Below are 26,114 nucleotides of genomic sequence, written 5' to 3'. Positions count from 1 at the left end.
GCGGCTGTCGGATCGACGTCGCGCCACCATCAGCGGAGGAGCCGGGACAGCGCGGCTGTCACTTCCTCAGCGTCGAACCTGGCGGGGTCGAGGTCGGCGGGGTTGTCGAGGCCCAGCCATTCCAGCCGCTCTTCGTGCTCGGGATGACTGGGGTTGCCCAGGGTCTCCAGGAGCGCCTCGTAGCCCCAGATACCGCCGCAGTCGTCCGGCGGGGCCGCGCGACGCCCGCCGGTGCAGCGCGGATACCGGACGGACGGGTCGGGATCGAGGATCTTCTCGAGGACGATCTGGTGCTCCCAGTCGTCGCCGAAATCGTAGGTATAGCTGATCTTTGCTTTGACGTCGGGAAGCACCTGCTCCAGCGACACCGCCGCCTCGGCGCGTTGGCCAAGGTCCGCGTCCGGCCTGCCGAACCTGCCGTAGGGCGTTTCGAAGACGTGCAGATGGCTGTCGTCCCAGCCGAACGCTGTCTGAAGGATCGTGTGCAGGCGCGCCAGGCTGGTGTCGGCTGGCACCTCCAACCGTCGCCAGATCGGTGGCTTCGCGTCGCGCAGCCCTACCTTGACCTGGTAGACCGGGGCGCGCTGCCCCTTGGCCCGCTTCGGCTTCTTCGGGAGCGTCGGCGGCAGACCGGGCCGCCCAGTCAGGTTCGCCAGCATGCCTGCGGCAAGCTCGGCCGGGTTCACCCCCCGCTCGTCCAGCATCCTGACGAGGTCGGCCAAGTCACCGAGCGCGTCGATCCCCTCGTCCTCGTCGTCATCCGCATGCGGAGCGGGGGGCTTCCGGGGGGTCGGGAGCGTCGCGAGGCGCGACCGCAGCACGAGCACCAGGGCCTCGTACGGCGGCCCATCCTCGCCGTCCTCCTCCTCATGGAAGGGGATCTCGACCTCCTCGCCGAACCGGAGAAAGGGGGCGGCTTCCTCGTCGTCCTCGAACGAGAGCTCGTCGTCGTGCACCGCACGCGCGCTCAGGGCGTTCTCGACCTGCCAGCGAAACTCCTCGGCGTCCAGCGTCTCGGTTCGTAGTCCGACCTTGTCCCTGCGAGCCGCGGCGGTGATCTCCTCCAGAACCTTGGGAAGGTCCTCGGCCGGGAGGACGAGGAGGTCTGCGGCCTCACCACAGGCCGATGGGTCGACAATTACCAAGAACGCGTGCGGCCGGCCAGCCCGTTCGACGGTGCAGCTCAGAAGGACGGTGTCACCTTCGTCGTCATACCGGCGCTGGAAGTCGCCGGCCACCAGTGGCGCAGTCAACTCGTCCGCCCACCGCGGCCGGGAGACCCCGGCCGCGGCGAGCCGGCCGGCGGCGGTATCTGCGGCGACACCGACCGGCCCCGACGCGACGGAACCTACTGCCAGCAGCACCGCAAGGGCGCCCTCGGTCGCCGCTGCCTCCAGCCGCGGCACGATCTCCTGAAGGAACGCCACCCCGATGGAGCCGTCGGTGAGGTCGTCAAGCACGGCGAACGTCGCACCGGCCACCTCCGCCATCAGCGGGTCGTCGTTCTCGCGGAGTACCCCGCCGATCTCAAGCATGTCGGCGGTGAGTGCGCGCGGGTCCAGCTCGCTGTCGTCAGGAGGCCGCGGAGACTGATCACCGATGTCCGGCACAGCGGACAGCGCGGGCCGCGAGGTGCGCCTCGCCGGCGCTGGCTCCTTCGCGGAGGGCTTCTTCCCGTTCTTGCGACCACGGCTCGCGGGGCTCATGCATTCAAGTCTGCAGCAGGTGCGACGTCATCATGCACCCGGCGTGGCCCGCCCGCGCACGTGTCTGATCGGCCTGGCAGCTCGGCTCGCTCAGGCGCCTGCCGACCCGATGCCGCGATAGACCGTTGGTTCGACTTCCACCTGGACCGGCTGTTGAAAACGGCCTGATTCCGGAACAACAGTTGTAAAGCCTCGGATCGCGGTCGCACGCCGACGTGCCGCCGGCGGCCCCGCGGGACCGCCGCCGGACATCTCGGCTGGCCGTCACCCGAGCCTCCCGGCGACGCCGGCTACTGTGATGGTGTGGGACTGCACCTGAGCCAGATCGCTGAGGCCGACGAGTTGCTGACGAACGACCCGTTGGCTCTGCTGATCGGGATGGTGCTGGACCAGCGGATGTCGGAACCATGGAGTGATCCCCGCGAGGGTGGCCGGCGCGGCAGCCGCGTCGTGTGCTTGGCCTGACGGCCACGGCGCCGTGGCGAGTGTTCGATGGCTGACTATGACGTCTTCGTAGCCGACTGCCCGGCCCGCTCGACCCTGGAGGTCATCGCCGACACCTGGTCTGTCGTGGTGGTGTATGCCCTCGGAGACGGCCCGCGACGCTACAGCGACCTTCGTGATCGGATTGGTGGGATCAGCAAGAAGATGCTGACCCAGACTCTCCGAAAGCTTGAGCGGCGAGGCATCGTCGAGCGGCGAAACCTGGCTACGGTGCCCAAGGGCGTCGAGTATCGGCTGACCGACTTGGGCCGGAGCCTCCTGGCACCAGTCTCCGTGCTCGCCCGGTGGGCCGAGGAGCACGCGGAGGAACTCGCCGGCGACTCGTCCACCTGACGTGGGGCACCGGATGGTTCCCCACGGCTGCCTAGCGTCGCCGCTATGCGAATCGGAATTCTCGGTGCCGGTGTGATGGCCGACGCGCTCGGAACCCGGTGGGCCGCCGCCGGTCACGAGCTCATGGTCGCGGGCCGAACGACGGAGAAGGCACGCGCGCTGGCGGAGAAGTGGGGCGGCCGCGCCGGCGGATTTCGGGAGACGGCCGAGTTCGCCGACGTGGCGTTGATCGCGGTCCTCTATCAGGGCATGCCCGCAACGTTGGCGGCGATCGGCGGCGGCCTGTATGGCAAGCCGGTCATCGACTGCAACAACCCGGTCGAGGTTGATCACTTCACCCTGGTCACCGACCCGGGCCGAGCCATGGCGAGGGAGATCCAGGATGCGACCGGCGGGCAGGTGGTAAAAGCGTTCAACTTGTGCCACGCACGAGTGTGGGAGATGGCCCCGCCGCTCTTCGACGGTCGTCGTCTGTCCGTGCCGTACTGCACGAACCACCCCGCCGCGGCGGCGGTCGCTCGTCAGCTCATCGACCACGTCGGAGGCGAACCCGTGTCAGTCGGCGACCTTCGCCACGCTCATCATCTGGAGGCGATGGCCGCGATTGTGATCTCGTTGTTGTTCGGCGGCCGGGACACGAGCACGGTGTTCAACCTGGTCGACGCAATCCCCTCTGTCTAGGAGGCCACGATCGGCCGGCGACGGGAGCCATGACCCAGCTCTCGCTCGTCCCACCCCGCGCGGCCGGGCGCCAGCCCGGGGTGGCCCCTGATCGTGTGGGTCGCCCTGAGTCCCGACCCAGCCGATTTCGACCGGACGCTCACCATCGACGTGGCCTGTTCGACGCGATACGAGCAGACGCGGCTGACCCGCCCGGCCGGCCTCGCTACGGTGAGGGGGTGGGACTGCATCTGAGCCAGATCGACGAAGCGGACGAGCTGCTGACGAGTGACCCTTTGGCGCTACTCATAGGCATGGTGCTGGACCAGCCAGTATCGGAAAGATAGAGCGGGGCGGGGCAATCCGCACTCACCTGACTGTGTCGCATCGCCGGTGCGTGCCATTCGGAGCGACTGGTTTTCGCCTGCCTTATCGAGATGCTCAGGCTCAGCGGGCAGGGCGGTGTGTATCGCATCGGAGAGCCGTGGGTAGCCGACCGGTGAGGTAGGCGGTGGGGGTAACGCCCATCATGGTGCGGAAGTCGGCGTTCAGATGCGACTGGTCGTGGTAGCCGAGTTCGGTCGCCACGCGCGTCCAGGGTGCCTCGCCCGCGTGTGCGAGTACTTCTCGCAGGCGGTCGATCCGGGCGAACTGTTTGGGCCCGAGGCCGACCGTGCTAGTGAACACCTCGCGCAGGCTGCGTTCGCTCACGTGGAGCCGAGTAGCCGTTGCGGACACCTGCTCCGGTTCGCTGTGGGTCGTGCCGCGTCCGGTCAGTAGTTGGCTCGCGCGGTGCGTCAGGTCGCTGCGGGCCTGCTGCCGAGGCGGCAGGCCCGCGAGCCTGCTCGTGAACGCCTGCTCCACCCGTCCGAGCAGCAACCGTTCGTCGATTCCGGCAGGATCGGAACCGACGTCGGTGAGTTCCCTCGCGAGTTGGGCGCCCGGCGTGCCCCACAGCTCGCTCAGCAGCACGGCGCGATCGCGCAGGCCCGCCACGGAGCGGCCCAGCAACGAGGCGGCGTGACCGGGTCGAATCCTGGCACTGACGCAGAACGGTCCCGGCTCACCGAGATGATAGAGCGCCCGGGTGCGCGGTCCCATGACGACCAGGTCGGTGTGCTCTCCCGGGAAGACACGCAGGGCCAGGGCGGCCGAGTGATCCGGCGGCTCGACGATCGTGCGCGCTCCGTCGTGCACGGCAATCGTCGTGACGCTGATCTCGGAGATCCACGGTCGCAGGGCATCCGATAGCGGAATGCGACGCTCGTCGATGCGCATGCTTCCCACCGTAGGCAGCCGCATGCGGGAACGGGTCTGCCGAAACTTCCTAGCGGCGGTCGCGTCTGCCCGGACATCGTGATGCCCGTGATCCTGGTAACCGGTGCCACCGGCACCATCGGCAGCAAGGTGCTCGACATCCTGGCGGCCCGCGGCCTGCAGGTCCGAGCTGTGAGCCGCGATCCGAGAAATGTACCGGTGCGTCCGGGCGTGGAGACTGTCCGGGCAGATTTCGACGAACCCGCGTCGCTCCGGCCGGCCATGGCCGCGGTGCGGACAATGTTCCTGATAACCGCACCGGTCGTACCTACTGCGCGCCACGATCTGGCCTTGCTCGACGAGGCACGAAGGGCCGGCGTGCGCAGGGTGGTGAAACTGTCCGCCATCGGCACGGGCGAGAAGATCGGACCGGATACGGTCGGGGCCTGGCATGTGACGGCCGAGCAGGCGGTGCGCGACAGCGGGTTGGGGTGGACGGTGCTGCGCCCGTCCAGCTTTGCGTCGAACACCCTGCAGTGGGTCGATGCGATCGACAAGGGGCAGCCCGTGCCCGATCTCACCGGACCGGGTCGGCAGGGAGTGATCAACCCCTACGACGTCGCCGCCGCCGCAGTGGAGGTCCTCCTGTCTTCAGCGCACGTCGGTAAGATCTACACACTGACGGGACCGGAACTGCTGACCGTCGCCGAACAGGCCGCCTCCCTATCGCGGGTGACCGGACGCCGGATCGGCACCGTCCCCATGAGCCTGGAGCAGGCGGCCGACCAGATGCTCGCCGCGGGGATGGACAGGTCCGCCGTCGAGGTGATCATCATTGGCTCCGCCTGGGTTCGTGCCGGCCGTAACGCCATCCTGACCAACGACCTGGCCACTGTCCTGGGCCGCCCCCCGACCAGCTTCCAGGCCTGGGCCTACCAGCACCGCCATGCCTTCGGCGCGTCATGACCCCGTTCAGCTGTGCCGTGCTGTGGGCGGACGGACCGGCGCTACTGTTGTGCCGTGGGACTGCACCTGAGCCAGATCGCCGAAGCGGACGAGCTGCTGACGAACGACCCGTTGGCGCTGCTGATCGGGATGGTGCTCGACCAGCCGGTATCGGAACCATGGAGTGGGATCGGGCGATCCACGTCTTCCTGGTAACACATCTTTGGCAAGGGCACTGGCCGCGGTCCACGGCTCATCTGCGGCTCGTGGTGGCGAGTTCGGGTCGGCGCGCGACACCGACCTAATATTCTTTGATCGCGGTTGCGAGTCGGTATGCATCGTCTGCGTCGTGTGGACCGTGGACGAGTGGGACCCGGGCGGCGCCACGGTAGGCCGCGCGGCCGGTGGGCGGGTCGGCAACGAGCGCGATGATTGGCTCGATCGCATCGGCCGGTCGTTGGGCGGCGACGGCTCCCAGGATGACTGAGGACATTTTCATCACCCATCCGACGTCGCCGGCGAAGCTGGTCTTGACCAGCCTTCTGGGTCCCCATGTGAGGTAGGCGAGTGTCGGGTTCTCCACGGTCGCGAGGATGCCGAGTAGCTCGTTGGCCCGCCGCTGTTGGGCGTTGGAGCGGATGAAGCTGAAGCATCGCACTGACTCGAGATCGTCGAAATCGATTGCCTCGACCCTTGCGCCCGGTACCGAAATGTTCACGACAGTCGGATGGTCACTGTCGGCGAGGAGCGATGTCAAACCGGTGGTCAGAATGTACTTGGAGACGAAGAACAATACCCATGACGCCTCGTGCCCTTCCACGGTTTCATGCCGCTTCTGGCGGATGAACGAGGCGGCCAGCACGAGTACGTCGACGCGCTCATGGCGTGCCTTTATCTGTTCGACCACCCGCCTGCTTTCGGCGGTCAGCGAGAGGTCGGCGGCGATGAACGAGGCCCGGTCAGTCGTGGCCGGATCGTCGGCGGCCAACGCGGCGAGCAGAGCCTCGAACTTGACCCGGCTGCGGCCCACCACGACGACCCGCTCGCTCTCCCGCAGGTAGTGCGAGGCGAGTGCTGCTCCCATCCCGTCAGTTCCCCCCGTGATCACAACCGTCTTCATCGCCACTCCCGCCGCATCGGAACCCATGTTCCGTTTTGGTGAAGGTAGCACATCGGAACACATGTTCCGATGTGCCTGGGCGTGCCGCTAGGATCGTGTTCGTGGAGCGCGCGGACGGCCCGCGCCGCGACGTGGTCGCCAATCGGGCCCGCATCGTGGCGGCGGCCACAACGATGTTGCGGGAGCGCGGCCTCGACGTCGACATGCGCGCCATCGCCAGAGAGGCGGGTGTGGGCGTCGGCACGCTCTACCGGCACTTCCCGACACGCCAGCATCTGGTGAAGGAGATCACCAACACCGACCTGGCGGGCCTCGCCACGTCTGGCCTCCCCCCGGGCCCATCCGCGATCGACGCGCTCCGTGCGTTCTTCACCGCGGCGCTGACGCCCCTGGTCCACAACCGGGCGGCGGTCGACCTGCTCGCGAATGCCGACCCCTCAGGGGCCGAGCTGCAACTCTGCGTCGCCCATCTGACGGGCATCGGACACGACGCGGTCGAACGCTCCCGGACCGACAGCACGCTGGCCGACGACATCACCGCTACCGACATCGCCTACCAGTTCCTGGGCGTCGTACGGATAGTCCAACTCCTCCCACGCCCGGCCGTCCCGGATATCGAGCACCATGTGGAACTGGCCCTCCGAGCGCTGCGGCCACGCTCCCACTAGCACGGCGCGCTGGTGTTCCGTCTCCAGCTCTCTCGACAGGATCGTCATGGCATTCGGCGGGTGCGCGGCAGCGCGAAGCAGCGCCGAGCCTGCCTCACGCGGAGCCCGGCTCCGCCCGGAGTCTGGCGGGCGACCCACGTACCCCACAGGTCGTCACGCCGCCCCCGGCGACCGGCGCATCCCCGTCGAGCCATGCGTCGTCGCCGTCCGCGTACACGAACGCGATCGACTCCTGGCGACCAGTCCTCCTCCCAGGGGCGGATGATCGCACGACCATGACGCAAGGTCACCTCTCCACCGTGACGCAGGTCACACGCTTCTTTTTCGCGTCCTGCCCGGCTGTCTCGTCCGTGAGTCGAAGCCGCCCGACAGCGGGCGGCGCGCGACGGAGGAGCCGATCATGGCAGGCAGAGGCAGGATGACGCGGCAGCAGCACCGGATCGTGGTTCTCGGCGCCGGCTACACCGGCATGATGGGCGCGCTGGGAGTCGCCCGCCGCACCCGCCGGCTCGGCGGGAAGGTGGTGCTGGTCAACCCGTCGGCGCGGTTCACCGAGCGGCTGCGGATGCACCAGATCGCGACCGCCCAGCGGATGGCCGAGATCGACATTCCGAGCCTCGTCGAGCCCGCCGGCATCGAGTTCGTCCAGGGATGGGCGACGCGGATCGACCGGGCCGGCCGGGTGCTGCACGTCGACACCGCTGAAGGGCCCCTGCCGGTGCCCTACGACACGCTGGTGTATGCGACCGGTAGCGCGGCCGACACCGATCCGGTCCCCGGCGCCGGCCTGCACGCGCACACGTTGAACAGCCCGACGGAGGCGGCGCGGCTCGCGGGCTGGCTGGCCCAGATCGGCACCGGCACCGTGGCGGTGGGCGGGGCCGGCCTCACCGGGCTCGAGGCGGCCACCGAGATCGCCGAGTCCTATCCGGGCATCCACGTCATCCTGCTCAGCCGGAACGAGCCCGCCACCGCGATGGGCCCGCGTGCCCGCGCCCACGTTCGGCGGGCGCTCGACCGCCTCGGCGTCGAGGTCCGAACCGGGGTGGAGATCACCAAGGTGCTTCCCGACGGTGTCGAGCTGGGCGACGAGATCGTCCCGGCGGACGCCGTGCTGTGGACGACGGGCTTCCGGGCCTCGCCGCTGGCCGCCGAGGCGGGCCTGACCGTCGACGCGACGGGCCGGATCGTGGTGGACGAGACGCTGCGCGCGGTCAGCGATCCGGCGATCTACGCCATCGGTGACGCGGCCGCGATCCATCAGGCCTGGGGTGTCATCCACGGCACCTGCCAGAGCGGGATTCCCACCGGGGCGCACGCCGCCGCCTCGATTGCGCGGCGGATGCGGGGTCGCGAGGCCAAGCCGTTCCGCTTTGGCTACATCCATCAGCCGGTGAGTCTCGGCCGACGCGATGCGGTCATTCAGTTCACCCACGCGGACGACACCCCTCGCCGCTGGTACCTGCGCGGCCGGGCCGCCGTCCGCTACAAGGAGACGGTCACCAGCAGCCCGCGCTCGACCTACCGTCTCGCGCGGCGGGTGCCGCTGCCCGCGGCGGCGCTGTCGAGCCGCGGCGGCCGAGCGGCGCGCCGTCCGGCCGCCGCGTGAGCTCCGGACGGCGGCGATCATAGGTCGCGCAGCCCCGCCAGCTTCTCGGGGTTGCTGACCAGGTGGATGGTGCGCACGGCACCATCCACCAGGTGCAGGCTGATCGCCGCCAGTGGTGTCAGGCCGGAGCGGACGACGATGCCGGGCCCGCCGTTGAGCATGACCAGGTGGATGTTCGCCTCCTCAGGCATCCGCCCCGCGAAGGTGACCAGGGCTCGTGCCACCAGGTCCACGCCATGGATGGCCTTGCGCGGCGCCGGGGCGAGGCCGCCGCCGTCACTGACGAGGCTGACGTCAGGAGCCAGGACCTCGATGAGCCTCGCGAGGTCACCCCCGGCGGAAGCAGCGAGGAAGCGTTCGGTCACCGCCGACCGGGTCGCCAGGTCGGTGTCGTAGCGGGTGCGCCGCGCCTCGACGTGCTCGCGGGCATGGCGGGCGGTCTGGCAAGCCGTCGCCTCGCTGCGCCCGACGATCTCCCCGATCGTGCCGTACGGATAGCCGAACGCCTCCCGTAGCACGAACACGGCGCGTTCGATCGGTGACAGGGTCTCGAGCACCAGCAGCATCGCGGTCGACACGGAATCCGACAGGACGACGTTCTCGGCGACATCCGGACTGGTGAGTACGGGTTCGGGCAGCCACGGGCCCACGTAGGACTCGCGGCGTGACTGGGCGCTGCGCAGCCGGTCGATCGCCAGCCTGGTGGTGATCCGCACCAGGTAGGCCTCGGGGTCGTCGATCGTGGCGATCTCCACGCCGTACCAGCGCAGCCACGCGTTCTGGACGACGTCCTCGGCGTCGCTGAAACTCCCCAGCACCCGGTAGGCCACCGCCCGCAACCGGCCCCGATGCTCCTCGAAGACCTGCACCGCGTCCGGAACGTCCGGCTTCGCCGTGTCGGTCATTCTCGCCTCCTGCCATCGCCCTGCGACCGCCCGGGATCGTGCCATCTGGCACACGAGCGGTTCGCGCAACGGGTGCGCCGCGCGAGGAGGCCGGCTCGTCCCATCGTGACTTCGAGCCCACCGCCCTGTCACCGATCCTGCTTGTCAGGGGGACCAGCAAGCACAGGATCCGCGGCACCGTCCTGCTCTGCTCGCTCGCCGTGCTCCTCATCCGCGTCGCCGAACGCCGATCCCGGGCGAACCTGGCGGACCATCCACCGCCAGACCGGCCGGATTACGCAGGTGACCCTGACCAGCCCCGCCGGCGCGGTTGCCCCGACCATCACCCTCAGCCCCGCGCAGGAAGCCATCTACCAGGACGTTTCCGTCCTACCATCCGCCCGGGTCACCGCTTCGGCCCCAGCTGATCAAGCCAGAACAGTTCCGCGCCCCGGACCCGGCTACGGTATTCACGAGCTGACATACCGCGGTAGTTGCTACTCCGGTATTCTGGAGCGGTGAAGGTTGACAAGATGAGCGTCTCGTTCGACGGCGAACTGGGCGACGCGGTTCGGGACGCCGCCCGGCGCGCTGGCGTCGGGCTGTCGGCCTGGCTGGCGGTCGCCGCTGCCGCGAAGCTTCGAGCCGATGCCCTCGCCGAGTTCCTCGACTCGTGGGAGACGGCAAATCCGGCGTTGACACCGGAGGAACTGGCGCGGGCTGAGCGCGAGCTGGGCCTGCGCGCGGATCAGTCGGCGGCGTGAGCGCGCTCGTTCTCGACGCGGGCGCGTTCCTGGCTGTCGAGCGCGGCGATCGGGAGATGGTCGCCCGACTCCGGATCGCGCAGCAGCGGGACATCGGGCTACGGAGCAACGCCGTCGTCGTTGCCCAGGTCTGGCGGAATCAGGCCGGGCGGCAGGCCGCACTGGCCCGCCTGCTACGCGCGGTGGAGGTGTGCACCGTTGATGAGCGGACCGGTCGCGATGCCGGTGTGCTCCTTGGCCGCGCCGGCACATCTGATGTGGTTGACGCGACGGTCGCCCTGCTCGCCCGTCCGGGCGACCGCATCCTGACCAGCGACCCCAAGGACATCACCCGGCTTGTTCAGGCGGGCGGCGTACCAGCCGTGGTGGTGCCCTGCTAGCAACTTCACCAGCCGGCTTCCCTTGGCCAGCAGCACGGCTGCGACGCCACCAACGCCGACGAGGCTCGCTCGTTGACCCCGTACACGACATTGGTAATTCAGGCGTTCGGCGGGAACCCACGCGCCGCCCGTCACGGACGACGCTGTCATCGACACGCTGACCGATCTACTCCTCCACGGCCTGGCCGGTCCGTCACCGCGCCCCATCTGAACGCCGCGGCAGCCGTGGGGATGCGCAGGCAGGCGGGCCGGGGAGTGCCGCCGAGCACCTTCGGCGAGCGTGGAAAGAACGAGTGGCACTCGCGGTGAGCTCGCCGCCATCCGCGTCTATCGCGGCCGTCCCAGCCCCGATCATCAGCCGGAGGCCGCGAGGGTCAGTGACCGGCAGGCCGACCGCTGGGCTCGTGATCCACCGCCCAGCGCTGTCCCGCGACGGTTACCAGGCTGGCCAGCGGTACCGGGCGACGAACTCTCAGGATGGGTCTTCGTAGCGGGTGGCAATAGCGGCGGCGCGGTTGCGCAGGGAAGTGCGCAACGACTGCGGGGCGAGGGCTTCCGCGTTCGTGCTGAGCTGCCACAGCGCCCACTCGGCGTGCCGTGAATCCTGGAAGGTCACCTCCAGCCGCAGCCAGCCGTCTGCGTCGGGTTCCTCGGCGCGGACGGCCAGCGTGCTGTTCAGCAGTTCTTCCCGCCGGGCCGGGTTCACCCGTACCAGCACGGTGATATGGCCGTCGGACAGGAACTGCGCGCAGCGTTCTCGCCAGATTCGGTCTCGTGCCAGTTCGACCGGCGCGAGTAGCAGGCAGATGGGTGATATCCAGTGCTCAGGATGGTGACAATCGGCGTCTATGGCTTCGACGTCGGCTCCTTCCTGCAACGACTGCGGGAGGCGAACGTCCGCCTCCTTCTCGACGTACGGCAGCGCCGCGGCGTCCGCGGACCCGAGTACGCCTGGGCGAACTCACTGCGGCTGCAAGCGGCCCTCGCCCAAGCCCGGATCACCTACGAGCGCCACCTTGAGCTCGCCCCAACCACCGAGCTACGCCAGCTCCAGTACGCCGAGGACGAAATCATCCGCTTTTTCACGGCTCGGCCCGCCGAGCCGGCATCCGCGGACTGATAACGCGCCGGACCGCGAACCCCGTATCAGCCGTAGTCCCGCCTGGTGCAGCGACGGGCAACCACGGTCAGCCCATCGGCCGGGTCGCCGCCGGCGGTCTCCGGGTGCGCGAGCCTGTTGATGACCGCGCGGAACGTCGCGAACGGATCTGACCTCGCGGCGGCGCCGTTAGCGTGATCCAGTCAGGGTCTGCTGGCTCAGTAGGTGCCGTCTTGGACGCGCGCAGGTCGACGACCAGCGTGGGGCGTTCGTCGACCCGCTGTGGCCAGGGCGTACAGCGTGGCCAGCGATGCCTGGCGGACCGCCAGCGGCCAGATCGCCGACCATTACCGGCGTTTTCCGGGAGCTACGCGCTGAACCAAGGCGGCCAGGCGGTCGAGGTCGTGCAGGGTCGTGGTCGCGTCAGTGACGGTGAGCAGGCTGAACAGAATCCGATGCACTCCGAGGGCGACCGCGCTTTCGATTGCGGCCTCGTCGGGATACTGCAGGGTCGCGATGACCGGTGGGGTGGCTTTCCCCGCTTCCGCCGCGACCTCTGCCAGGCGTTTGACGCCCACGGCCAGCTCATCGATCGGGACAGCCGGGGCAAGCCAGCCGTCACCGTCGGCCACCATCCGGTCGAATGTGGTGGGGCCCCAGCCGCCGATCCACACCGGTGGATGTGGTCGCTGCACCGGCTTCGGCCACTGGAACACCGGATTGAAATCGACGAACCGCCCATGAAACTCCGCTCGCTCCTGGGTCCACAGCACCTTGACCGCGCCGAGCCGCTCTCGCAGAAGTGTCACCCGGGTCGTCGGATCGGTGCCGTGATTGCGTATCTCCTCGCGCAGCCAGCCAGCGCCGGCTCCCAACTCGAAGCGACCGTCACTGATGAGGTCGACGCTGGCGGTCTCCTTCGCCAACGTGATCGGGTCACGCTGTACCACCAGCGCGATCGCGGTACCCAGCCGCAGCCGGGTCGTCACGGTCGCCGCGGCCGTCAGACTGACGAACGGATCGAGATTGCGGTAGTACTCGCGTGGAATACCGTTCTCATCGGAATGCTGGGTCTCCCGGTGTACCGGAATGTGGGTGTGTTCGGGGACGAACAGCGACTCGAATCCCCGTTCCTCGATCGCATTTGCGAGCAACGCCGGCCTGAGCTGGTCGTCCGTGACCGCAGTGAAGATCCCGAAATCCATGCGGGAAGCGTAAAGTCTGACACTGGTGTAAGGGTCAAGTGCGCGGACCGGAGGTGGTGCCAGGTGCTGATCGGTGAGCTGGCAGGAGCTACGGGTGCGAGCGTGCGGTCGCTGCGGCACTACGAGCGGCACGGCCTGCTCGTCGCCGAGCGGGGCGCGAACGGCTACCGTCAGTTCCCGGACTCGGCGGTGGAGACGGTGGCGAGAATCCGCGTGCTGCTGGCGGCGGGACTGTCGGTGGCGACGATCCGAGAAGTGCTGCCCTGCACCCTGGATGCGACGCCGAGGGTCGTTCCATGTGCGGAGCTGGTCGCAAGACTTCGTGGCGAACTCGCTCGCCTGGATCGACAGACCGATCAGCTTGATCGTGCCCGCGCCCTGCTCTCCCGCATGCTTGCGGCCTGAGGTCGGTGCTCTCCACCGCGCCGGGGTCGTCACCCGTCCGCTCGTAGACGGCCACCGGGGCCCGCTCGCGTTGGCCCGCAGGAAGGCGCTGCTGTCTGTGACCGCCGGCGGCCCGGAATCGCACTACACCGCGCGGGATCAACGGCCCCATCGACGATCTACTGTTCTCGATCGGCACGGCATCCTCTACTACCCGGGCATCGAGAGATACTGCCGCCGTTCGTGCTGTACGGCACCCGAGCGTGGGCGTCCACCCCTCGACATCGAGCCGAAGATCACCTCGCCGTCCTCGAAGGCGATCTCGATCCCGGAGATCCGCGGCGACCTGTCGGTGTGCAGGGTGGGCCGACCATGATCCGCAAGTTTCTGGCCGCGGACCTGATAGACCACCTGCATGTCGCCGTCGTTCCGACCGTCCTCGGCCGAGGGACGCGGATGTGGGAAGGCCTGGAGGGACTCGAGAAGCGTTTCATGCGCCGGCCGAGCCGAATCCCGTTCTGCTCCGGCACGTCCATGGTGATCGCATAGCCGTGTTTCGGGCCATCGCTGAGTGACAGCAGGACGAGCACGCACGTGAGTCAGCTCGCCGAGGCGGAGGAACTGCTGACGAACGATGCGTTGGCGCTGCTGATCGGGGTGGTGCGATGCCGTCGTACGACCGGTGGCCGGCGGAGTTCCCGCCGCTGGCGGCCGCGGTGCTGGCCGCCGCGGAGCGGGTGGGCGCCGACTACGTCCTGCTTGGCAACATGTATGGCTATGGGCTCGCCGGTGGTCCGGTGACCGAGGATCGTCCGATGGCGCCCAGCTCGGTGAAGGGCCGGGTGCGGGTGCGGATGTGGGAGGACGCGCGGGCGGCGTACGAGGCGGGACGGGTTCGGGTGACCGAGGTACGCGCCAGCGACTTCCTGGGTTTCGACGCGGTCTCGCTGTTCACGCTGTTCGTGGCGCCGGAAGTGTTGGCCGGTACGCCGGTCGCCTATCCGGGGGATCTCGATGTCCCGCATTCCTGGAGCTATGTGGGTGATGTGGCGCGGGTGCTGGTGGCCGCGGCCCTGCATGAGTGGTCCTGGCGCCGGGCCTGGCATGTGCCGTCGACCTCGGAGCTGTCAGTCCGGCTGCCTGGCCGTGGCGGCGGGCGTGCCGAGGCCCGCGTTGTCACCGCTGACCGTGGCGGAGCTGGAGCGGTTGGGACGGGCTGACTCGGTGGTGGCGGAGATCGTGGAGATGTTCTACCTGTTCGATCGGCCGATGCTGCTCGACACCGCGGTCACCCGTGCGGCGCTGGGTGTCGAGGCCACGCCGCTGGACATCGTGCTCAAGGAGATGGCCGTTTCCCCAGGGCCGTCCGTACCCTGACCAAGCGAATCAGGACATCGGCGCTGGCGCGGGGTCGACCATGGTGTCCCGTGCGCCCATCGACCGTCCGGACCCCGACACGGTTACGGTGATGTCGTGGGACTGCATCTGAGCCAGATCGACGAAGCGGACGAGCTGCTGACGAACGACCCGTTGGCGCTGCTGATCGGGATGGTGCTGGACCAGCAGATCCCGTTGGAGCGGGCGTTCGCGGCCCCGCTGGAGCTGACGCGGCGGCTCGGCCGTTCGTTGGACGCGGTGGACCTGGCGGGGATGGATCCGGACGAGCTGGCTGCGGTTTTCTCGATCCAGCCTGCGTTGCACCGTTTCCCGGCGGCGATGGCGCAGCGGACCCAGAAGCTCTGTCAGATCGTCATCGACAGCTACGACGGTAATGCCGCGCGGGTGTGGACGGCTGCCGCGGACGGGAAGGATCTACTGAAGCGGGTCGCGGCGCTACCCGGCTTCGGGATCCAGAAGGCGAAGATCTTCGTGGCGTTGCTCGGCAAGCAGCTCGGCGTCGAGGCCGAGGGTTGGCGGGAGGCCACCGCTCCGTTCGGTGAGGCCGGCAGCTACCTCTCGGTGGCCGACATCGTTGACCAGCAGAGTCGCGACAAGGTCCGCGACTACAAGAAGCAGATGAAGGTGACAGCGAGGGCTACAACGGCCTGACCTGCGGGTTTCGCGGGAACCCTTCAGGCAGTCCGCAGGGCGCCCGCTGGATGGCCAGGGTCGCACGTCTGCGTCGGGTGCCGTGTTGCCTCGCTGTAGTCGGTGTCTGACCCTCGTTCACCCGTGTGAGTAGATGTGTGACACTGTAAGTTGTGGTGGACGGCCTTTGGTGGGACCAGGAGGACGCGGAATACATCCGACATCGGTCTGATCGTTATCCCGGCGCGACCGACATCGAACCTGAGTGGACCTTGGAGGCGGTGAAGGATCCGCGGAGGGTCGTTCGTGACCCGGATCCGAGGAGCAGGATGGGCGCGGCCCGCCTGATCGGGTACTCGCGCAGTGCCGGGTTCGTGCTGACCGTGATCGTTGATCCGATCGACGAGGCTGGGATCACCGCGTGGAAGATCCGTGGAAGCGATCTTCGGGACTACCTGGAGGGGGAGAGCGGCGGTGACTGATTCGTCCAGGCGTGCCCGGCGTGACGCGATCCGAGCCGAGTACGCGGCCGAGGAGGCCGAGGCTGCCGAAGCGGAGGCCGTGGAAGCCGAGCAGGCCGTCGTGTCCGTGCGGGTTCCCGCGTCGTTGGCGGAGGCTCTCAAGGCCCGTGCGGCCGCCGAGCACCTGCCGACCTCGGCTCTGGTCCGGCGCATCCTCGCCCGGGCGGTGCAGAGCCCCGAGGCTCCTGTCGTGAGCGTGGAGCAGGTCGAAGAGATTGTGCGCAGGGTCCTCCGCGAATCAGCGTGACCTGCAATCCGCAAACAGTCCGCAGGAGGGCGGAAAACGGCCCACGCCAGTGGCAACTCAGCTCCCGTCAGGGCCTGTCGATCGCCTCGCGCACCGCCGGGACGATCTCTCGTGCCCACCTGCCCAGGGCAACATCCGTCCCGGTCCCGTCGTCGACCGGGAAGCAGATGAAACCGGCGGCTCCGTGCTCCAGGACGGCCGATGTCAGCTCGTCCACCCACTGATCCACCGATCCGCCGAACCAGCGGCCGGAATCGTCACGGAAAGCGGGCAACGGCGAGGCTGTGATGCGGCCCTGCACGTTGTAGATGGTCGCGACGTCCGCCGGGTTCCGGCCGGCCGCTGCGGCCGCCCCGTCGATGAGCGGGCGCGACTCGGCGAACCGTGAGCTGAGCCAGTCGGCGGCATGGCCGGGAATCCACCCGTCGGCCAGCCTTCCGGTGACGGCCAATGACTGTGAACCTACCGAGCCCGTCCAGATCGCGGGTGTCGGGGAGAGTGAAGGAACCAGGTCGGTCACCCGGTGGAATTCGCCCTCGAAGGTCACTGGATCGCCGCCGCCGGTCAATGCCCGCACCAGGATGATGGTTTCCGCCATGGCACGCACGGCCCGCGCCGGTGCCAGCGGTTCGACGCCCAGTTTCACGATCTCCGACCAGAGTCCGCCAGCTCCGACCCCCAGGACGACCCGGCCGCCCGAGAGCGCGGACAACGCGCTGATCGTGCGCGCCAGCATCGGCGCGGGACGGCTCGGAGTGTTGGTGACGTTCACCGCGCCGGTGATGGACGTCGTCCGGCCGAGGACGACGCCGAGCGCGGCGTACGCGTCCAGCCTGTCGGCCAGGTACGGATGGTCGGAAAGCGTGACCAGGTCGAGCCCATCCCGGTCGGCCTGCGTCGCGTGCGCGAGCAAAGCGTCCACCTCGCCGACCCCGGTCTCGAGCCCGAACCCGAACAGCACGTCGCGGTCCTGCACGGCGTTCTCCCTTCCTACGTTCTGCCTACGCCGGTCGCGGAGCGCGGGTGCCGCCCGCACCGGCGTGCCGAGTGACGATCGCCGGCAGCCGGGCGCCGCAGCGACTGTGGCGCGCCTCCCCGAGCACCGTGGCAACCGGCGCGACGCCCGCCAAGACCGCGCCGAGGCTGGTAGCGGCAGGGCCACGCTCCGGTGTTCGGCGGACGCCGGCTTCGCGGGCCAGCATGGTCATTGCGCCGGGCTGCAGAAGCTGATGAACGGTTCGGCCCCAACCCGTCCGTCAGTGCCCGACCGTTTGTTTGAAGGGGTCGTGTTCGGCGAGAAACCGCTCCAGGCGGGCCTGGTCAACCCGGCTGATGACCGCGGACGCCTCCTGTTGGTCACGGACGCATTTGGCGAGCGTGAACGTGGACGTGATGATGTACAGCATGCCGAGCAGGAGAAAGCCGCGTATCCACGCATCCCCCGGGAGATGGGCGATCGCGTAGGTGACCGCGACCACCGAGATGCCGAAGGAAAGCGCGGCCTGCACCATGAACGCGGTCGTGGTCCTGGGGACGAGGGGCTTGGAATGGGTCATGGGCCTAGTCTCGGCTCATTGGAGCCGGTTGGCCTGAGTAACCGTACTCATCTCGAACCTGGACTTTCTGCCACACTTGCCGGGTGCGGATGTCGCGAGGACCGGACCGGTTTCGCGCAGCGGAAGGTGTGCGTGGCGCGCTGTGGCGATCGCTCGCCGTCTTCCGCCTGGTGGCGGCGGCCTACGCCGTCGCGACGGTCGGGCTCGATCTGGGCCAGACGCCGCACCCGGGGCGTGGCCTCACCTGGTTCGGTGTGCTGGCGGTCTGGTCGGTTGTCATGTCGTGGCTCGCGCCGGCGGCCGGCGGCCGGCGGCTGGCGGCCGTGGCGGCGGTATGGCCTGGTTGTGGCCGATGTCGTGGTCTGTGTTGCCGTGATGCTGACGTGCGGTGTGGTGAGCCCGGCCGGGTCCACGGACGTCCTGCCCGCGCTGTGGACGGCGAGCGGCGTGTTCAGCGCCGCGCTGGCCGGCGGAACCGCGGGCGGGGCCGCCGGCGGTTCGGCACTGGCCGTGGCCTCCTTCGTCGCCAGCGGTTCGGTGAGCGACTCCTCAGTCAGGCCGGCGGTCCTGTTCGTCGTGTCGGGAATCGTCGTCGGCTATCTGAGCCGGACTGCCATTCGCGCCGAGTCCGCGCTGGCCGACGTGCTGGCGGCGCGGGCCGGGGACGCCGAGCGGGAGCGTCTCGCCCGAGGCGTCCACGACAGCGTGCTCCAGGTTCTGTCGTTGATCGCGCGCGAGGCGGAGCGCGGTATGGCGGCGGCCGACGTCGCCAGGCTCGCCGCCGCCCAGGAGTCGGCGCTGCGTGATCTCCTACGTACCCCCGGAACCTCTCAGCCCGTCGAGCTGGGACGTCCGACCGGACGCGAGACGGGACCAGGCCGCAGGGACGCAGCAGGCCGCAGGGGGGCAGGCCGTGGGGGTGGATCGTCGCGGCCCGCCCGCCCCGAAGCAGATCTTGAGCCACTGCTGACGGGTCTGGCGCGGATGTCACGTTCGACGACCGCGGTGAGACGGGTGATCCCGCCCGGCCCTGCCTTGTCCGGGATGATCTCCGGCCCGTCGGCCGAGGACATGCCGGCGGTCGTGACGGTCTCCACCCCGGGCGCGCCGGTACCGCTACCGGCAGATCACGCCGACGAGGTTGTCGCCGCCGTCCGAGCTGCGTTGAACAACGTGGCCACGCACGCCGGACCCGGAGCCTCGGCGTGGCTGCTGCTCGAGGACGACGGCGATTCGGTGACCGTGACCGTCCGCGACGACGGGATCGGCATCGAACCTGGACGGGCCGAGCAGGCTGCCGCGGAGGGCCGGCTCGGTCTCGCGGTCTCCGTCTGTGGACGGATCCGGGATCTCGGTGGCGACGTCGTCGTCACCGGCCGTCCCGGGCAGGGGACGGAGGTCGAGCTGCGTGTCCCGCGCTGACGATGACGACGCGGTTACCGGGGTTGACGATTCCGGCGGAGCGCGCCGCGGCGGCCGCGTGGTCGTCGTCGATGACCATCCGCTGTGGCGCGAGGCGCTGAGCCGGGACATCGCCGAAGCGGGCTTCGTGGTCGTCGGTACCGCGGGCTCCGTCGCGCAGGCGCTGCGCGTGCTCGCGGCGACCCGGCCCGAGATCGTCGTCCTGGATCTGGGGCTGCCCGATGGCTCGGGCGTCGAGGTGATACGTGCCCTGGTCGGCTCGGCCGAGTCTCCATATCCACTCACCGGTGCTCCGGCTTCGGTGCTCGTGGTGTCCGCTTCCGGGGAGCAGGCCGATGTGCTGGAAGCGGTCAAGGCCGGAGCTTCCGGGTACCTGCTCAAGTCGGCCCGTCCTGAGGAGCTTGTCGACGCGGTCCGTCGCACGGCACGGGGGGTCGCGGTCTTCACCGCCGGGCTGGCGGCGCTCGTCCTCGGCGAGAACTCCCGGGCGGCGCGGAACTCCGGCTCACGTTCGGATCCCGGCTCGTCCACGGCTCCACGGCTGACCGCACGGGAGGTCGAGGTGCTCAGACTGGTCGCGAAGGGCCTGTCCGCCCGGGATGCCGCCCGCCAGCTGGGTGTGTCGCACCGGACGGTCCAGAACCACGTTCACAACGTGCTCGGGAAGCTCCAACTCCGCAACCGCGTCGAGCTGACCCGCTTCGCCGTCCGGGAGGGCTACGACGACGCCTCCTGAACCATCAGTCCCTGAACTTCTGCCGTTCAGTCCTTGTCGGGAATCTTCCGGTTGTCAGAAAGTAAACCCCCGTGGCGAGCCTGAACGGGGAGAACCCGCGTGCGAGGCTCGCACCGGTACAGATGTCGGCTACCCGGCGCTGGGTGGCCTCGTCCGCTGCCCGGTAGTCCACAATCACGACGCCGTTCTCACGGTAAGCTGTGATTGCGTGATGGGCATCACCGTAGTCGGCGACTTCGAAGACGAGGGCTTCTTCGTCAGGGCTTGCGTCGTCGCTCAATGCGGGTTCCCTCCTCGTGGTGATGGGCTTCGAATTCCAATACCCTGCCTTCGAGTCAACAGTCGAGCCGGGACATGCCGAGGCGCAACGCCTCGGCGGACCTGTCGAGCTCGCCGCGATCGCGCAGGCGCCAGTCCGCGTCCAGGCGGAAGCTGTCGCCGGTGAACCGCGGGAAAACGTGCAGGTGGACGTGGAAGACCTCCTGGAAGGCGGCCTCGCCGTCGGCGAGGAACAGGTTGACGCCTTCGCATCGCAGGCCTGATCGACGCAATGCGCGGCCGAGCCGGTGGGCGACCAGCCAGACCTGTGCGCCTGCCCGCTCGTCGAGATCTTCCAGCCCCACGGCGTGTGCCTTTGGTATGACCAGAAGATGCCCTGGCGTTACCGGCCGATGATCCATGAAGGCCAGGGCCGTGTCGTCCTCATGGATGATGCTCGCGGCGGCTCCACGGTGGACAATCGCGCAGAACACGCATTCGCTGTCGTCCACCTGGCGTCCCACCTCTCTGTCTCCGGCCACGCACGCAGTGTGCCGCATGCGCCTGCTTAGCTGTAACGAGTTGGGAAAGAAGTCCTGCGGGGGATAATCCTGAGCGGTCTCCAGGGTCCTCCAGAGCGGCGACTATGGTCGATGCGACGACGCCTTGGCCCGATCTGGCGGGCGTCTCGCGAGCGAGCGGAGGAGCCCACGAATGCTGACCATCTCGCCCAGCCACCGCGATCTGCTGGCGAAGCCCCGTACGGTCACCTTCGCCACGGTCGGTGCCGACGGGCAGCCCCAGGTCACCGCCATCTGGGCGATGCTCGACGGCGACGTCGTGCGCACCTCGCTGACCAAGAGCAGGCAGAAGTACCGGAACCTGCTGGCGCATCCGAAGGTGACGCTGTTCGTCATTGATCCACAGAATCCCTTCCGGACCTTGGAGATCCGCGCCACCGCGGAGATCACCGATGATCCCGGCCTGGAGTTCCTAAGCCGCCTTCTCGGCCTCTACGGCAGTGATCTGGAGACCTTCGAGGGGCCCAGGGAGGACCGGGTCGTGATCACGCTCAATCCCACGCGGATCGTCGAGCTCGGGTAGCGCCGGCCGGCCGGACAGGCCTTCGGGACGGATGTCAGCCGGGCGTGGCGGCGGCGGTCCCTGAGTAGTCGGCCTCGCCGTTGGCGTTGCTCGATCGGATCTTGAACTCGTAGGTGTGGCCGTTGGTGAGCTGGGTGACGGTGCTGCAGGTGTCGGTGACGGGGTAGGGGACCCGGTACCAGCCTTCGCCGGTGGTGACGTCCCGGTGGTACATGACGTAGCCGGTGGCGTTCGGCGCTGGATTCCAGCAGATCCGGGCGGAGCCGTTCCCGGGGGCCGCGGTGAGCCCGGTGGCCGGCGGCGGGATCGTGCCGGCCGGCCGTGCCTGCACCGTCCCTGAGTAGTCGGCCTCGCCGTTGGCGTTGCTCGATCGGATCTTGAACTCGTAGGTGTGGCCGTTGGTGAGCTGGGTGACGGTGCTGCAGGTGTCGGTGACGGGGTAGGGGACCCGGTACCAGCCTTCGCCGGTGGTGACGTCCCGGTGGTACATGACGTAGCCGGTGGCGTTCGGCGCTGGATTCCAGCAGATCCGGGCGGAGCCGTTCCCGGGGGCCGCGGTGAGCCCGGTGGCCGGCGGCGGAATCACCCGTTCGGCGGAACCGGCCTCGGGGCCGGCCGGGCCGGGACGCGACGCCGACGAGGGCGGAGGCTGCGCCGGCGGCTGAGTCGAGGTGAGTGGGGGAGATGGCGACGCCGAGCCGGGCCGCGACGTCCCGGGAGAACCCGGCGCGGACGCATCACCTCTCCCGGTGGGAGCACGCTCCGGCGTGGCGGGGCTGTCCGAGAGGTCCGCGGCCGCGGTCGCCGCGCCGGGTGGGCCGCCCGCCGGGTGAGCCTGCGCCGCGTTGGTGTTCCCGGCGTCGACGGCGAACAGCGCGCCCGTCGCCGCGACGGCCAGCACCGCCACCGGCAGAGCGCACCAGCGGCGGAACCCGCGGCCCGCGTCACCGAAGAGAAGAGAACCGGCTCGTCGTATCCGGTCGCCGGTGAGGACGGCCAACCGAAACCGCAGGTTGTCGTTTCGCCGCGGGGGGTTCGGTTCCATGGACGCCTTTCCGACACCAGTCAGGCCTCGTGACGAAACGCGGTCATCGGAGATCCGGGCGATGGTCCCCACCAGCGCTGTCGGCCCGAGGTCCGAAAGCAGGGCACCGTGCGGGCGAGCCACCAGCGATGATCCTACGACCGTTCACGCGGACAATCATCCGCCGACGGCGCGATCCTCATCCTTGGTATCCGGATATCCGCCGCGCCCGGCCGCGTAGCTGGGACATGATGGAATCGGCCCACGGCGGCACCGAAGCACCGCCCACGGGCCGCGGAGCCTGAGCGAGCTGCGGGGTGTGAGCTGACTGGGGATGTTGTGGTTTCCGACCCGCACGGGACGATGGATCGTCTGGTCGCCGGCCGTTACCGACTCGCGGAGCGACTCGGCGCCGGCGCGTACGGGACGGTGTGGCGTGCGGTGGACGAGCTGCTCGACGTCAATGTCGCGGTCAAGGAGATACGGCTCCACGCCGCGGTGACCGACCCGGAGTCGAGTGGCCTGCTCGCGCGGGTGGTTCACGAGGCGAAGGTCGTCGCCCTGCTGCGCGACCACCCCAACGTGGTGACCGTCCTCGACGTCGTCCACGAGGGTGACCTGCCGTGGATCGTGATGGAGTGGGTCCCGTCGCGCTCGCTCGCGGAAGTCGTCGGGCAGCAGGGGCCGCTTGCCCCCGGGGACGTCGCCCGGGTCGGCCTGGCGGTTCTGAACGCTCTCGTCGCGGCGCACGCGGCCGGAATCGTGCACCGGGATGTCAAGCCCGCGAACATTCTCCTGGGCGACGACGGCCGGATCGTTCTCGTCGACTTCGGCGTTGCCGTCCTGGAATCACATTCCACGGTCACTCAGAGCCCGCTCGGAACGCTCGCCTACATGGCGCCCGAGCGTTTCTCCGGAGCCCGCGCAATGGCGGCCAGCGACCTGTTCTCCCTCGGCGCCACCCTCTACACGGCGGCGGAGGGAGTCTCGCCGTTCGCCCGGGAGACCGAGGCCGCGACGGTGGCCGCCGTGCTCTCCCACGAACCGGAACCGCCCCGACGGGCAGGGCCACTCGGCGCGACGATCCTCTCCCTGCTCGACAAGGACCCCGGCGTCCGGCTGGGCGCGGAGGACGCACACGAGGCGCTGGTCGCAGTGCTCGCGGCCCCCGCCGGTGCCGTCGGCGTCGGCCTGGCCGTGGGCTCCGCGGTCGGGGCGGCTGTCCCCTGGATGGTCCAGGGTTTCGTCGACCTGCCGGCCTGGGCGCTCGTACCGGCCGCGCTCTGGTCGGTCGTGTTCGCGGTCTGGACGGCTGCCCTGATTCCTCCGATCGTCCGGCCCGGCCTGTTGACCGTCGGCCCGGACGGGATCAGGCGCCGGCGGTTTCCCGACGATCTACGTCTGCCGTGGAGTGAGATCGCCGACGCGCGTGTTCACAACAACGTGCTGGAGATCGAACGTCGAGGGGGCCCCGGCCGGCCTGTGGAGATCTGCCGGCTGTGGGAGTTTCACGGCACCTCGGCAGGCGAGATCGAGGCGGTGCTGAACGCCTGCCGCCGGCAGGCCCCGACGCGCTGACCAGGTGCGGAGGAGGCGGTTCGAGCCGTCCGCGGGGGCGGTGCGACTTCCCGGGAAGCTCTGAGGATTCGCACAGCCGATTCTCAGGGTCCGGGCACATCGTCCGAGGCTATGAGCCTCACACTGGAACGGGAACCGGAGCCGGGACTGAAACCGGAACCGGGGGCGGTTCGTGGGCGGTGGTCCGCGCCGGCCCGGCTGCCGGCGCTCGGGGTGCGCGTCGGGCTGGTGACCTGGGGCGTCGTGGTCGTGGCCATGTGGTGGTTCGGCACCTCGGCGTCGAGCCTTCACGGCGGCGGCCTGCTCCTGACGGCGCTCGGACGGGTCGCCGGGCTGCTGGCCGCCTACCTGATGCTGGTGCAGCTCCTGCTCATGGCGCGGGTGCCGGGGCTCGAACGCGCGGTCGGGTTCGATCGGCTGGCGGCCTGGCACCGCGGCCTGGGGACGAACGTCGTGCTGCTGATGGCCGTCCACGTCCTGATGGTGGTGTGGGGGTATGGCCTGACCGCGCATCATCAGCCGCTGTCCGAACTGGTCACGGTGATCATGACCTACCCGGAGATGTGGAAGGCGACCGCGGGCGCGCTGCTGTTCGTCACCGTCGGAGTGGCCAGCGCCCGCGCGCTGCGACGGCACGTCTCCTATGAGATCTGGTACCTGCTGCATCTGAGCGCCTACGTGGCTGTGCTCCTCGTGTACTCCCATCAGACGGCTACCGGCGCGGACTTCGTCGGGCATCCCGTCAACACGCTGCTGTGGCAGGGGATGTACGTCGCGGTGGCGGCCTGCCTGGTGATCTGGCGTCTGGTCCTGCCGATCGCGGCGGTCGTCCGGCATCGGATGACCGTGGAGCGGGTGGTCACCGAGGCGCCCGGTGTGGTCTCCGTGTGGATTCGTGGCCGTGACCTGGATCGTCTCGGCGCCCGGCCGGGGCAGTTCCTGCTCTGGCGGTTCGCCGCCCGGGGGCATGCCGTCACCGCCCACCCGTACTCGCTGTCCGCGCCGGCGCAGCCGCACCGCCTGCGCATCACCGTCAAGGACGCGGGCGACCACTCCCGCGCGATCGCCCACCTGCGCCCGGGGACGCCGGTCGTCGCGGAGGGTCCGTTCGGGCACTTCACCGCGGAGCGCGCCACCCGGGGCCGGGCGCTGCTCGTCGGTGGCGGCAGCGGCATCGCCCCGATCCGCGCGCTCGCCGAGGATCTCGCCGGCCGCGGCGACGACGTCGTGGTGGTGCACCGCGCGAGCAGGGCGACCGACCTCGCACTGCGGAGCGAGTTCGACGAGCTGGCCGATCACCGGCTGGCCGCCGGTTGGCCGACTGCCGATGGGCCGGCCGTCGGTCGGGTGGTGGTCCACCGTGTGGTCGGATCCCGGCGCGAGCTCGGCCACGATCCGCTGGCCGCCCGCTATCTCGCCGCCGCCGTGCCGGACGTCGCCGATCGGGACGTCTTCGTCTGCGGGCCCGCCGGCATGACGCTCGCGGTCGTCCGGGCCCTGCGCGAGCTCGGCCTGTCCGACGGGCAGATCCACACCGAGGAGTTCACGCTGAGATGAACGAGAACGCGGGCAGGCCCTACCGGGCGCGTCTCGGCTTCGCCGCACTGCTGGGGACGGTTGTCCTCGTCGTCGGGGCGAAGTCGGCGACGGGCATCGGCGCGCATCCCTCCACCCTCGCCGTGACACCGGCGACGACCAGCACCAGCACCAGCACCAGCACGGGAACGGGTTCGGGTACTGGCACGGGTTCGACGAGCGGGACCACCACGCGGACGGTGACCGGCGACGCCGTCCACACCCGGTACGGCCTCGTGCAGGTCCAGGTCGTCCTCACCGGCAGCAGGATCACCGATGTGGTGGCGGTGCAGCTGCCGGACCGGGAGCGGCGCGACCGGGAGATCAACGACCAGGCCGTGCCCCTGCTGCGCCAGGAGGTGCTCGACGTCCAGAGCGCCCAGATCGACGTCGTCTCCGGCGCGTCCTACACCAGCCAGGGGTACGCCCAGTCCGTCCAGTCGGCCCTGGACGCCGCCGGTGTCTAGGGCCGGCGCCGGCCAGGACGCGCGCCCGTCGCGCCCGTCGCGCCCGTCGCGACCGGGGCGCCCGTCGCGACCGGGGCGCA

Annotated in this window: 31 protein-coding genes and 6 pseudogenes; 26 read left to right on the top strand and 11 right to left on the bottom strand. The window is 69.5% G+C overall.

The window, feature by feature from the left end:
• Positions 1-29 precede the first annotated feature (29 nt).
• Entirely contained in the window at positions 30-1,706 is a 1,677-nt protein-coding gene (locus tag FMEAI12_RS14720; RefSeq protein WP_112106455.1) for a plasmid pRiA4b ORF-3 family protein, read from the bottom strand.
• A gap of 303 nt (positions 1,707-2,009) precedes the next feature.
• Here FMEAI12_RS14720 and FMEAI12_RS37150 point away from each other — a divergent pair, with 303 nt between their 5' ends.
• The 4 genes and pseudogenes from FMEAI12_RS37150 to FMEAI12_RS39920 form a co-directional block, all read left to right on the top strand.
• Complete coding sequence (locus FMEAI12_RS37150; protein WP_165938737.1) at positions 2,010-2,171, top strand: hypothetical protein; 162 nt, start codon at positions 2,010-2,012, stop codon at positions 2,169-2,171.
• A gap of 27 nt (positions 2,172-2,198) precedes the next feature.
• Entirely contained in the window at positions 2,199-2,543 is a 345-nt protein-coding gene (locus FMEAI12_RS14715) for a helix-turn-helix domain-containing protein (RefSeq protein ID WP_112106454.1), read from the top strand.
• A 27-nt stretch (positions 2,544-2,570) separates the two neighbouring features.
• On the top strand, positions 2,571-3,224 hold the full coding sequence (locus FMEAI12_RS14710) for an NAD(P)-binding domain-containing protein (RefSeq protein WP_255565701.1): 654 nt from the start codon (positions 2,571-2,573) through the stop codon (positions 3,222-3,224).
• 218 nt (positions 3,225-3,442) lie between these two features.
• Positions 3,443-3,538: pseudogene (locus FMEAI12_RS39920) on the top strand (Fe-S cluster assembly protein HesB); the annotation flags it as partial.
• A 112-nt stretch (positions 3,539-3,650) separates the two neighbouring features.
• On the opposite strand, the gene FMEAI12_RS14705 reads toward FMEAI12_RS39920, so the two are convergent.
• Entirely contained in the window at positions 3,651-4,481 is an 831-nt protein-coding gene (locus tag FMEAI12_RS14705; RefSeq protein ID WP_160144277.1) for a helix-turn-helix domain-containing protein, read from the bottom strand.
• 81 nt (positions 4,482-4,562) lie between these two features.
• Between FMEAI12_RS14705 and FMEAI12_RS14700 the strand changes: the two genes are divergently transcribed.
• Both FMEAI12_RS14700 and FMEAI12_RS37145 read left to right on the top strand, forming a co-directional pair.
• Positions 4,563-5,426, top strand: coding sequence for an NAD(P)H-binding protein (locus FMEAI12_RS14700; protein ID WP_112106516.1), 864 nt, complete (start codon positions 4,563-4,565; stop codon positions 5,424-5,426).
• A gap of 54 nt (positions 5,427-5,480) precedes the next feature.
• Positions 5,481-5,621 carry a hypothetical protein gene (locus FMEAI12_RS37145; protein WP_165938735.1) on the top strand — a complete coding sequence of 47 codons (141 nt, stop codon included), beginning with the start codon at positions 5,481-5,483 and terminating at the stop codon, positions 5,619-5,621.
• Between the two features lie 85 nt (positions 5,622-5,706).
• Here the strand turns inward: FMEAI12_RS37145 and FMEAI12_RS14695 are convergent, their stop codons facing one another.
• Positions 5,707-6,525: an SDR family NAD(P)-dependent oxidoreductase gene (locus FMEAI12_RS14695; protein ID WP_160144276.1), complete on the bottom strand. Its 819-nt coding sequence runs from the start codon at positions 6,523-6,525 to the stop codon at positions 5,707-5,709.
• 101 nt (positions 6,526-6,626) lie between these two features.
• On the opposite strand from FMEAI12_RS14695, the gene FMEAI12_RS14690 reads away from it, so the two are divergent.
• Positions 6,627-7,193 carry a TetR/AcrR family transcriptional regulator gene (locus FMEAI12_RS14690; RefSeq protein ID WP_131624661.1) on the top strand — a complete coding sequence of 189 codons (567 nt, stop codon included), beginning with the start codon at positions 6,627-6,629 and terminating at the stop codon, positions 7,191-7,193.
• A 400-nt stretch (positions 7,194-7,593) separates the two neighbouring features.
• Complete coding sequence (locus FMEAI12_RS14680) at positions 7,594-8,802, top strand: NAD(P)/FAD-dependent oxidoreductase (protein WP_200835288.1); 1,209 nt, start codon at positions 7,594-7,596, stop codon at positions 8,800-8,802.
• A 17-nt stretch (positions 8,803-8,819) separates the two neighbouring features.
• Here FMEAI12_RS14680 and sigJ read toward each other — a convergent pair whose 3' ends face one another.
• Entirely contained in the window at positions 8,820-9,707 is an 888-nt protein-coding gene (sigJ, locus tag FMEAI12_RS14675; protein ID WP_112106447.1) for an RNA polymerase sigma factor SigJ, read from the bottom strand.
• Between the two features lie 512 nt (positions 9,708-10,219).
• On the opposite strand from sigJ, the gene FMEAI12_RS14665 reads away from it, so the two are divergent.
• Positions 10,220-10,450 carry a hypothetical protein gene (locus FMEAI12_RS14665; RefSeq protein ID WP_131624663.1) on the top strand — a complete coding sequence of 77 codons (231 nt, stop codon included), beginning with the start codon at positions 10,220-10,222 and terminating at the stop codon, positions 10,448-10,450.
• On the top strand, positions 10,447-10,830 hold the full coding sequence (locus FMEAI12_RS14660; RefSeq protein ID WP_235014005.1) for a twitching motility protein PilT: 384 nt from the start codon (positions 10,447-10,449) through the stop codon (positions 10,828-10,830). Before FMEAI12_RS14665 ends, FMEAI12_RS14660 begins: the two co-directional genes overlap by 4 nt.
• 472 nt (positions 10,831-11,302) lie before the next feature.
• Here FMEAI12_RS14660 and FMEAI12_RS39255 read toward each other — a convergent pair.
• A pseudogene (locus tag FMEAI12_RS39255) lies at positions 11,303-11,602 on the bottom strand (WYL domain-containing protein); the annotation flags it as partial.
• Positions 11,603-11,650: 48 nt separating this feature from the next.
• Between FMEAI12_RS39255 and FMEAI12_RS14645 the strand changes: the two are divergent.
• A pseudogene (locus FMEAI12_RS14645) lies at positions 11,651-11,896 on the top strand (DUF488 family protein); the annotation flags it as partial.
• Between the two features lie 380 nt (positions 11,897-12,276).
• Here the strand turns inward: FMEAI12_RS14645 and FMEAI12_RS14640 are convergent.
• The gene (locus tag FMEAI12_RS14640) at positions 12,277-13,134 is read right to left on the bottom strand and encodes an LLM class F420-dependent oxidoreductase (protein ID WP_112106443.1); all 858 of its coding nucleotides are present in this window, start codon (positions 13,132-13,134) and stop codon (positions 12,277-12,279) included.
• Between the two features lie 63 nt (positions 13,135-13,197).
• Here FMEAI12_RS14640 and FMEAI12_RS14635 point away from each other — a divergent pair, with 63 nt between their 5' ends.
• The 8 genes and pseudogenes from FMEAI12_RS14635 to FMEAI12_RS14595 all read left to right on the top strand — a co-directional run bounded on the left by FMEAI12_RS14635 (position 13,198) and on the right by FMEAI12_RS14595 (position 16,314).
• The gene (locus FMEAI12_RS14635; protein WP_112106442.1) at positions 13,198-13,539 is read left to right on the top strand and encodes a MerR family transcriptional regulator; all 342 of its coding nucleotides are present in this window, start codon (positions 13,198-13,200) and stop codon (positions 13,537-13,539) included.
• 70 nt (positions 13,540-13,609) lie between these two features.
• Positions 13,610-13,776 (top strand): annotated as a pseudogene (locus FMEAI12_RS39915) (NAD(P)H-dependent oxidoreductase); the annotation flags it as partial.
• 90 nt (positions 13,777-13,866) lie between these two features.
• Positions 13,867-14,067: pseudogene (locus FMEAI12_RS14625) on the top strand (dihydrofolate reductase family protein); the annotation flags it as partial.
• 116 nt (positions 14,068-14,183) lie between these two features.
• The gene (locus tag FMEAI12_RS14610) at positions 14,184-14,738 is read left to right on the top strand and encodes an NAD-dependent epimerase/dehydratase family protein (RefSeq protein WP_131624664.1); all 555 of its coding nucleotides are present in this window, start codon (positions 14,184-14,186) and stop codon (positions 14,736-14,738) included.
• A complete protein-coding gene (locus tag FMEAI12_RS36625; protein ID WP_160144275.1) occupies positions 14,725-14,895 on the top strand; it encodes a hypothetical protein in 171 nt (56 codons plus the stop codon). The genes FMEAI12_RS14610 and FMEAI12_RS36625 overlap by 14 nt, the downstream gene beginning before the upstream one ends.
• Positions 14,896-14,991: 96 nt before the next feature.
• Positions 14,992-15,567 (top strand): HhH-GPD-type base excision DNA repair protein, encoded by a 576-nt coding sequence (locus FMEAI12_RS14605; RefSeq protein ID WP_112106439.1) that lies wholly within the window; start codon positions 14,992-14,994, stop codon positions 15,565-15,567.
• A 308-nt stretch (positions 15,568-15,875) separates the two neighbouring features.
• On the top strand, positions 15,876-16,028 hold the full coding sequence (locus tag FMEAI12_RS38155) for a hypothetical protein (RefSeq protein WP_235014003.1): 153 nt from the start codon (positions 15,876-15,878) through the stop codon (positions 16,026-16,028).
• Complete coding sequence (locus FMEAI12_RS14595; protein ID WP_112106437.1) at positions 16,021-16,314, top strand: ribbon-helix-helix protein, CopG family; 294 nt, start codon at positions 16,021-16,023, stop codon at positions 16,312-16,314. Before FMEAI12_RS38155 ends, FMEAI12_RS14595 begins: the two co-directional genes overlap by 8 nt.
• Positions 16,315-16,381: 67 nt before the next feature.
• Here FMEAI12_RS14595 and FMEAI12_RS14590 read toward each other — a convergent pair whose 3' ends face one another.
• Positions 16,382-17,290, bottom strand: a complete 909-nt coding sequence (locus FMEAI12_RS14590) for an LLM class flavin-dependent oxidoreductase (protein WP_112106436.1) — start codon at positions 17,288-17,290, stop codon at positions 16,382-16,384.
• 280 nt (positions 17,291-17,570) lie between these two features.
• Entirely contained in the window at positions 17,571-17,870 is a 300-nt protein-coding gene (locus FMEAI12_RS14585) for a YiaA/YiaB family inner membrane protein (protein WP_112106435.1), read from the bottom strand.
• A gap of 89 nt (positions 17,871-17,959) precedes the next feature.
• Between FMEAI12_RS14585 and FMEAI12_RS39250 the strand changes: the two are divergent.
• The 3 genes and pseudogenes from FMEAI12_RS39250 to FMEAI12_RS14575 all read left to right on the top strand — a co-directional run.
• A pseudogene (locus FMEAI12_RS39250) lies at positions 17,960-18,088 on the top strand (sensor histidine kinase); the annotation flags it as partial.
• A 157-nt stretch (positions 18,089-18,245) separates the two neighbouring features.
• On the top strand, positions 18,246-19,292 hold the full coding sequence (macS, locus tag FMEAI12_RS39245) for a MacS family sensor histidine kinase (RefSeq protein WP_368672075.1): 1,047 nt from the start codon (positions 18,246-18,248) through the stop codon (positions 19,290-19,292).
• A complete protein-coding gene (locus FMEAI12_RS14575; RefSeq protein ID WP_112106434.1) occupies positions 19,279-20,028 on the top strand; it encodes a response regulator transcription factor in 750 nt (249 codons plus the stop codon). Before macS ends, FMEAI12_RS14575 begins: the two co-directional genes overlap by 14 nt.
• Positions 20,029-20,032: 4 nt before the next feature.
• On the opposite strand, the gene FMEAI12_RS14570 is transcribed toward FMEAI12_RS14575, so the two are convergent.
• A complete protein-coding gene (locus FMEAI12_RS14570; RefSeq protein WP_071059722.1) occupies positions 20,033-20,308 on the bottom strand; it encodes a cell division protein SepF in 276 nt (91 codons plus the stop codon).
• Positions 20,309-20,363: 55 nt separating this feature from the next.
• Positions 20,364-20,798 carry an HIT family protein gene (locus FMEAI12_RS14565; protein ID WP_112106432.1) on the bottom strand — a complete coding sequence of 145 codons (435 nt, stop codon included), beginning with the start codon at positions 20,796-20,798 and terminating at the stop codon, positions 20,364-20,366.
• A 202-nt stretch (positions 20,799-21,000) separates the two neighbouring features.
• Here FMEAI12_RS14565 and FMEAI12_RS14560 point away from each other — a divergent pair, with 202 nt between their 5' ends.
• Positions 21,001-21,390: a PPOX class F420-dependent oxidoreductase gene (locus FMEAI12_RS14560; protein ID WP_112106431.1), complete on the top strand. Its 390-nt coding sequence runs from the start codon at positions 21,001-21,003 to the stop codon at positions 21,388-21,390.
• Between the two features lie 34 nt (positions 21,391-21,424).
• On the opposite strand, the gene FMEAI12_RS14555 is transcribed toward FMEAI12_RS14560, so the two are convergent.
• Positions 21,425-22,435 carry a fibronectin type III domain-containing protein gene (locus FMEAI12_RS14555; RefSeq protein WP_112106513.1) on the bottom strand — a complete coding sequence of 337 codons (1,011 nt, stop codon included), beginning with the start codon at positions 22,433-22,435 and terminating at the stop codon, positions 21,425-21,427.
• A gap of 342 nt (positions 22,436-22,777) precedes the next feature.
• Here FMEAI12_RS14555 and FMEAI12_RS14550 point away from each other — a divergent pair, with 342 nt between their 5' ends.
• The 3 genes from FMEAI12_RS14550 (at position 22,778) to FMEAI12_RS14540 (ending at position 26,034) form a co-directional block, all read left to right on the top strand.
• Complete coding sequence (locus tag FMEAI12_RS14550; protein WP_112106430.1) at positions 22,778-23,992, top strand: serine/threonine-protein kinase; 1,215 nt, start codon at positions 22,778-22,780, stop codon at positions 23,990-23,992.
• Positions 23,993-24,103: 111 nt separating this feature from the next.
• Positions 24,104-25,549 (top strand): ferric reductase-like transmembrane domain-containing protein, encoded by a 1,446-nt coding sequence (locus FMEAI12_RS14545; RefSeq protein ID WP_235014002.1) that lies wholly within the window; start codon positions 24,104-24,106, stop codon positions 25,547-25,549.
• A complete protein-coding gene (locus FMEAI12_RS14540) occupies positions 25,546-26,034 on the top strand; it encodes an FMN-binding protein (RefSeq protein WP_112106429.1) in 489 nt (162 codons plus the stop codon). The genes FMEAI12_RS14545 and FMEAI12_RS14540 overlap by 4 nt, the downstream gene beginning before the upstream one ends.
• Positions 26,035-26,114 lie beyond the last annotated feature (80 nt).

It is taken from the genome of Parafrankia sp. Ea1.12 (assembly GCF_900465275.1).
Lineage (GTDB): Bacteria > Actinomycetota > Actinomycetes > Frankiales > Frankiaceae > Parafrankia > Parafrankia soli.
Note: the sequence above shows the minus strand (reverse complement) of the source record. Positions and strands in the feature narration are given on the sequence as shown.

Coding starts and splice junctions, on each gene's coding strand:
- FMEAI12_RS14720 (WP_112106455.1), bottom strand. CDS start 1,706: ATGAGCCCCGCGAGCCGTGGTCGCAAGAACGGGAAGAAGCCCTCCGCG.
- FMEAI12_RS14715 (WP_112106454.1), top strand. CDS start 2,199: ATGGCTGACTATGACGTCTTCGTAGCCGACTGCCCGGCCCGCTCGACC.
- FMEAI12_RS14705 (WP_160144277.1), bottom strand. CDS start 4,481: ATGCGCATCGACGAGCGTCGCATTCCGCTATCGGATGCCCTGCGACCG.
- FMEAI12_RS14700 (WP_112106516.1), top strand. CDS start 4,563: ATGCCCGTGATCCTGGTAACCGGTGCCACCGGCACCATCGGCAGCAAG.
- FMEAI12_RS14695 (WP_160144276.1), bottom strand. CDS start 6,525: ATGAAGACGGTTGTGATCACGGGGGGAACTGACGGGATGGGAGCAGCA.
- FMEAI12_RS14680 (WP_200835288.1), top strand. CDS start 7,594: ATGGCAGGCAGAGGCAGGATGACGCGGCAGCAGCACCGGATCGTGGTT.
- sigJ (WP_112106447.1), bottom strand. CDS start 9,707: ATGACCGACACGGCGAAGCCGGACGTTCCGGACGCGGTGCAGGTCTTC.
- FMEAI12_RS14665 (WP_131624663.1), top strand. CDS start 10,220: ATGAGCGTCTCGTTCGACGGCGAACTGGGCGACGCGGTTCGGGACGCC.
- FMEAI12_RS14640 (WP_112106443.1), bottom strand. CDS start 13,134: ATGGATTTCGGGATCTTCACTGCGGTCACGGACGACCAGCTCAGGCCG.
- FMEAI12_RS14610 (WP_131624664.1), top strand. CDS start 14,184: ATGCCGTCGTACGACCGGTGGCCGGCGGAGTTCCCGCCGCTGGCGGCC.
- FMEAI12_RS38155 (WP_235014003.1), top strand. CDS start 15,876: ATGGGCGCGGCCCGCCTGATCGGGTACTCGCGCAGTGCCGGGTTCGTG.
- FMEAI12_RS14585 (WP_112106435.1), bottom strand. CDS start 17,870: ATGACCCATTCCAAGCCCCTCGTCCCCAGGACCACGACCGCGTTCATG.
- macS (WP_368672075.1), top strand. CDS start 18,246: ATGCTGACGTGCGGTGTGGTGAGCCCGGCCGGGTCCACGGACGTCCTG.
- FMEAI12_RS14560 (WP_112106431.1), top strand. CDS start 21,001: ATGCTGACCATCTCGCCCAGCCACCGCGATCTGCTGGCGAAGCCCCGT.
- FMEAI12_RS14555 (WP_112106513.1), bottom strand. CDS start 22,435: ATGGAACCGAACCCCCCGCGGCGAAACGACAACCTGCGGTTTCGGTTG.
- FMEAI12_RS14550 (WP_112106430.1), top strand. CDS start 22,778: ATGGATCGTCTGGTCGCCGGCCGTTACCGACTCGCGGAGCGACTCGGC.
- FMEAI12_RS14545 (WP_235014002.1), top strand. CDS start 24,104: ATGAGCCTCACACTGGAACGGGAACCGGAGCCGGGACTGAAACCGGAA.
- FMEAI12_RS14540 (WP_112106429.1), top strand. CDS start 25,546: ATGAACGAGAACGCGGGCAGGCCCTACCGGGCGCGTCTCGGCTTCGCC.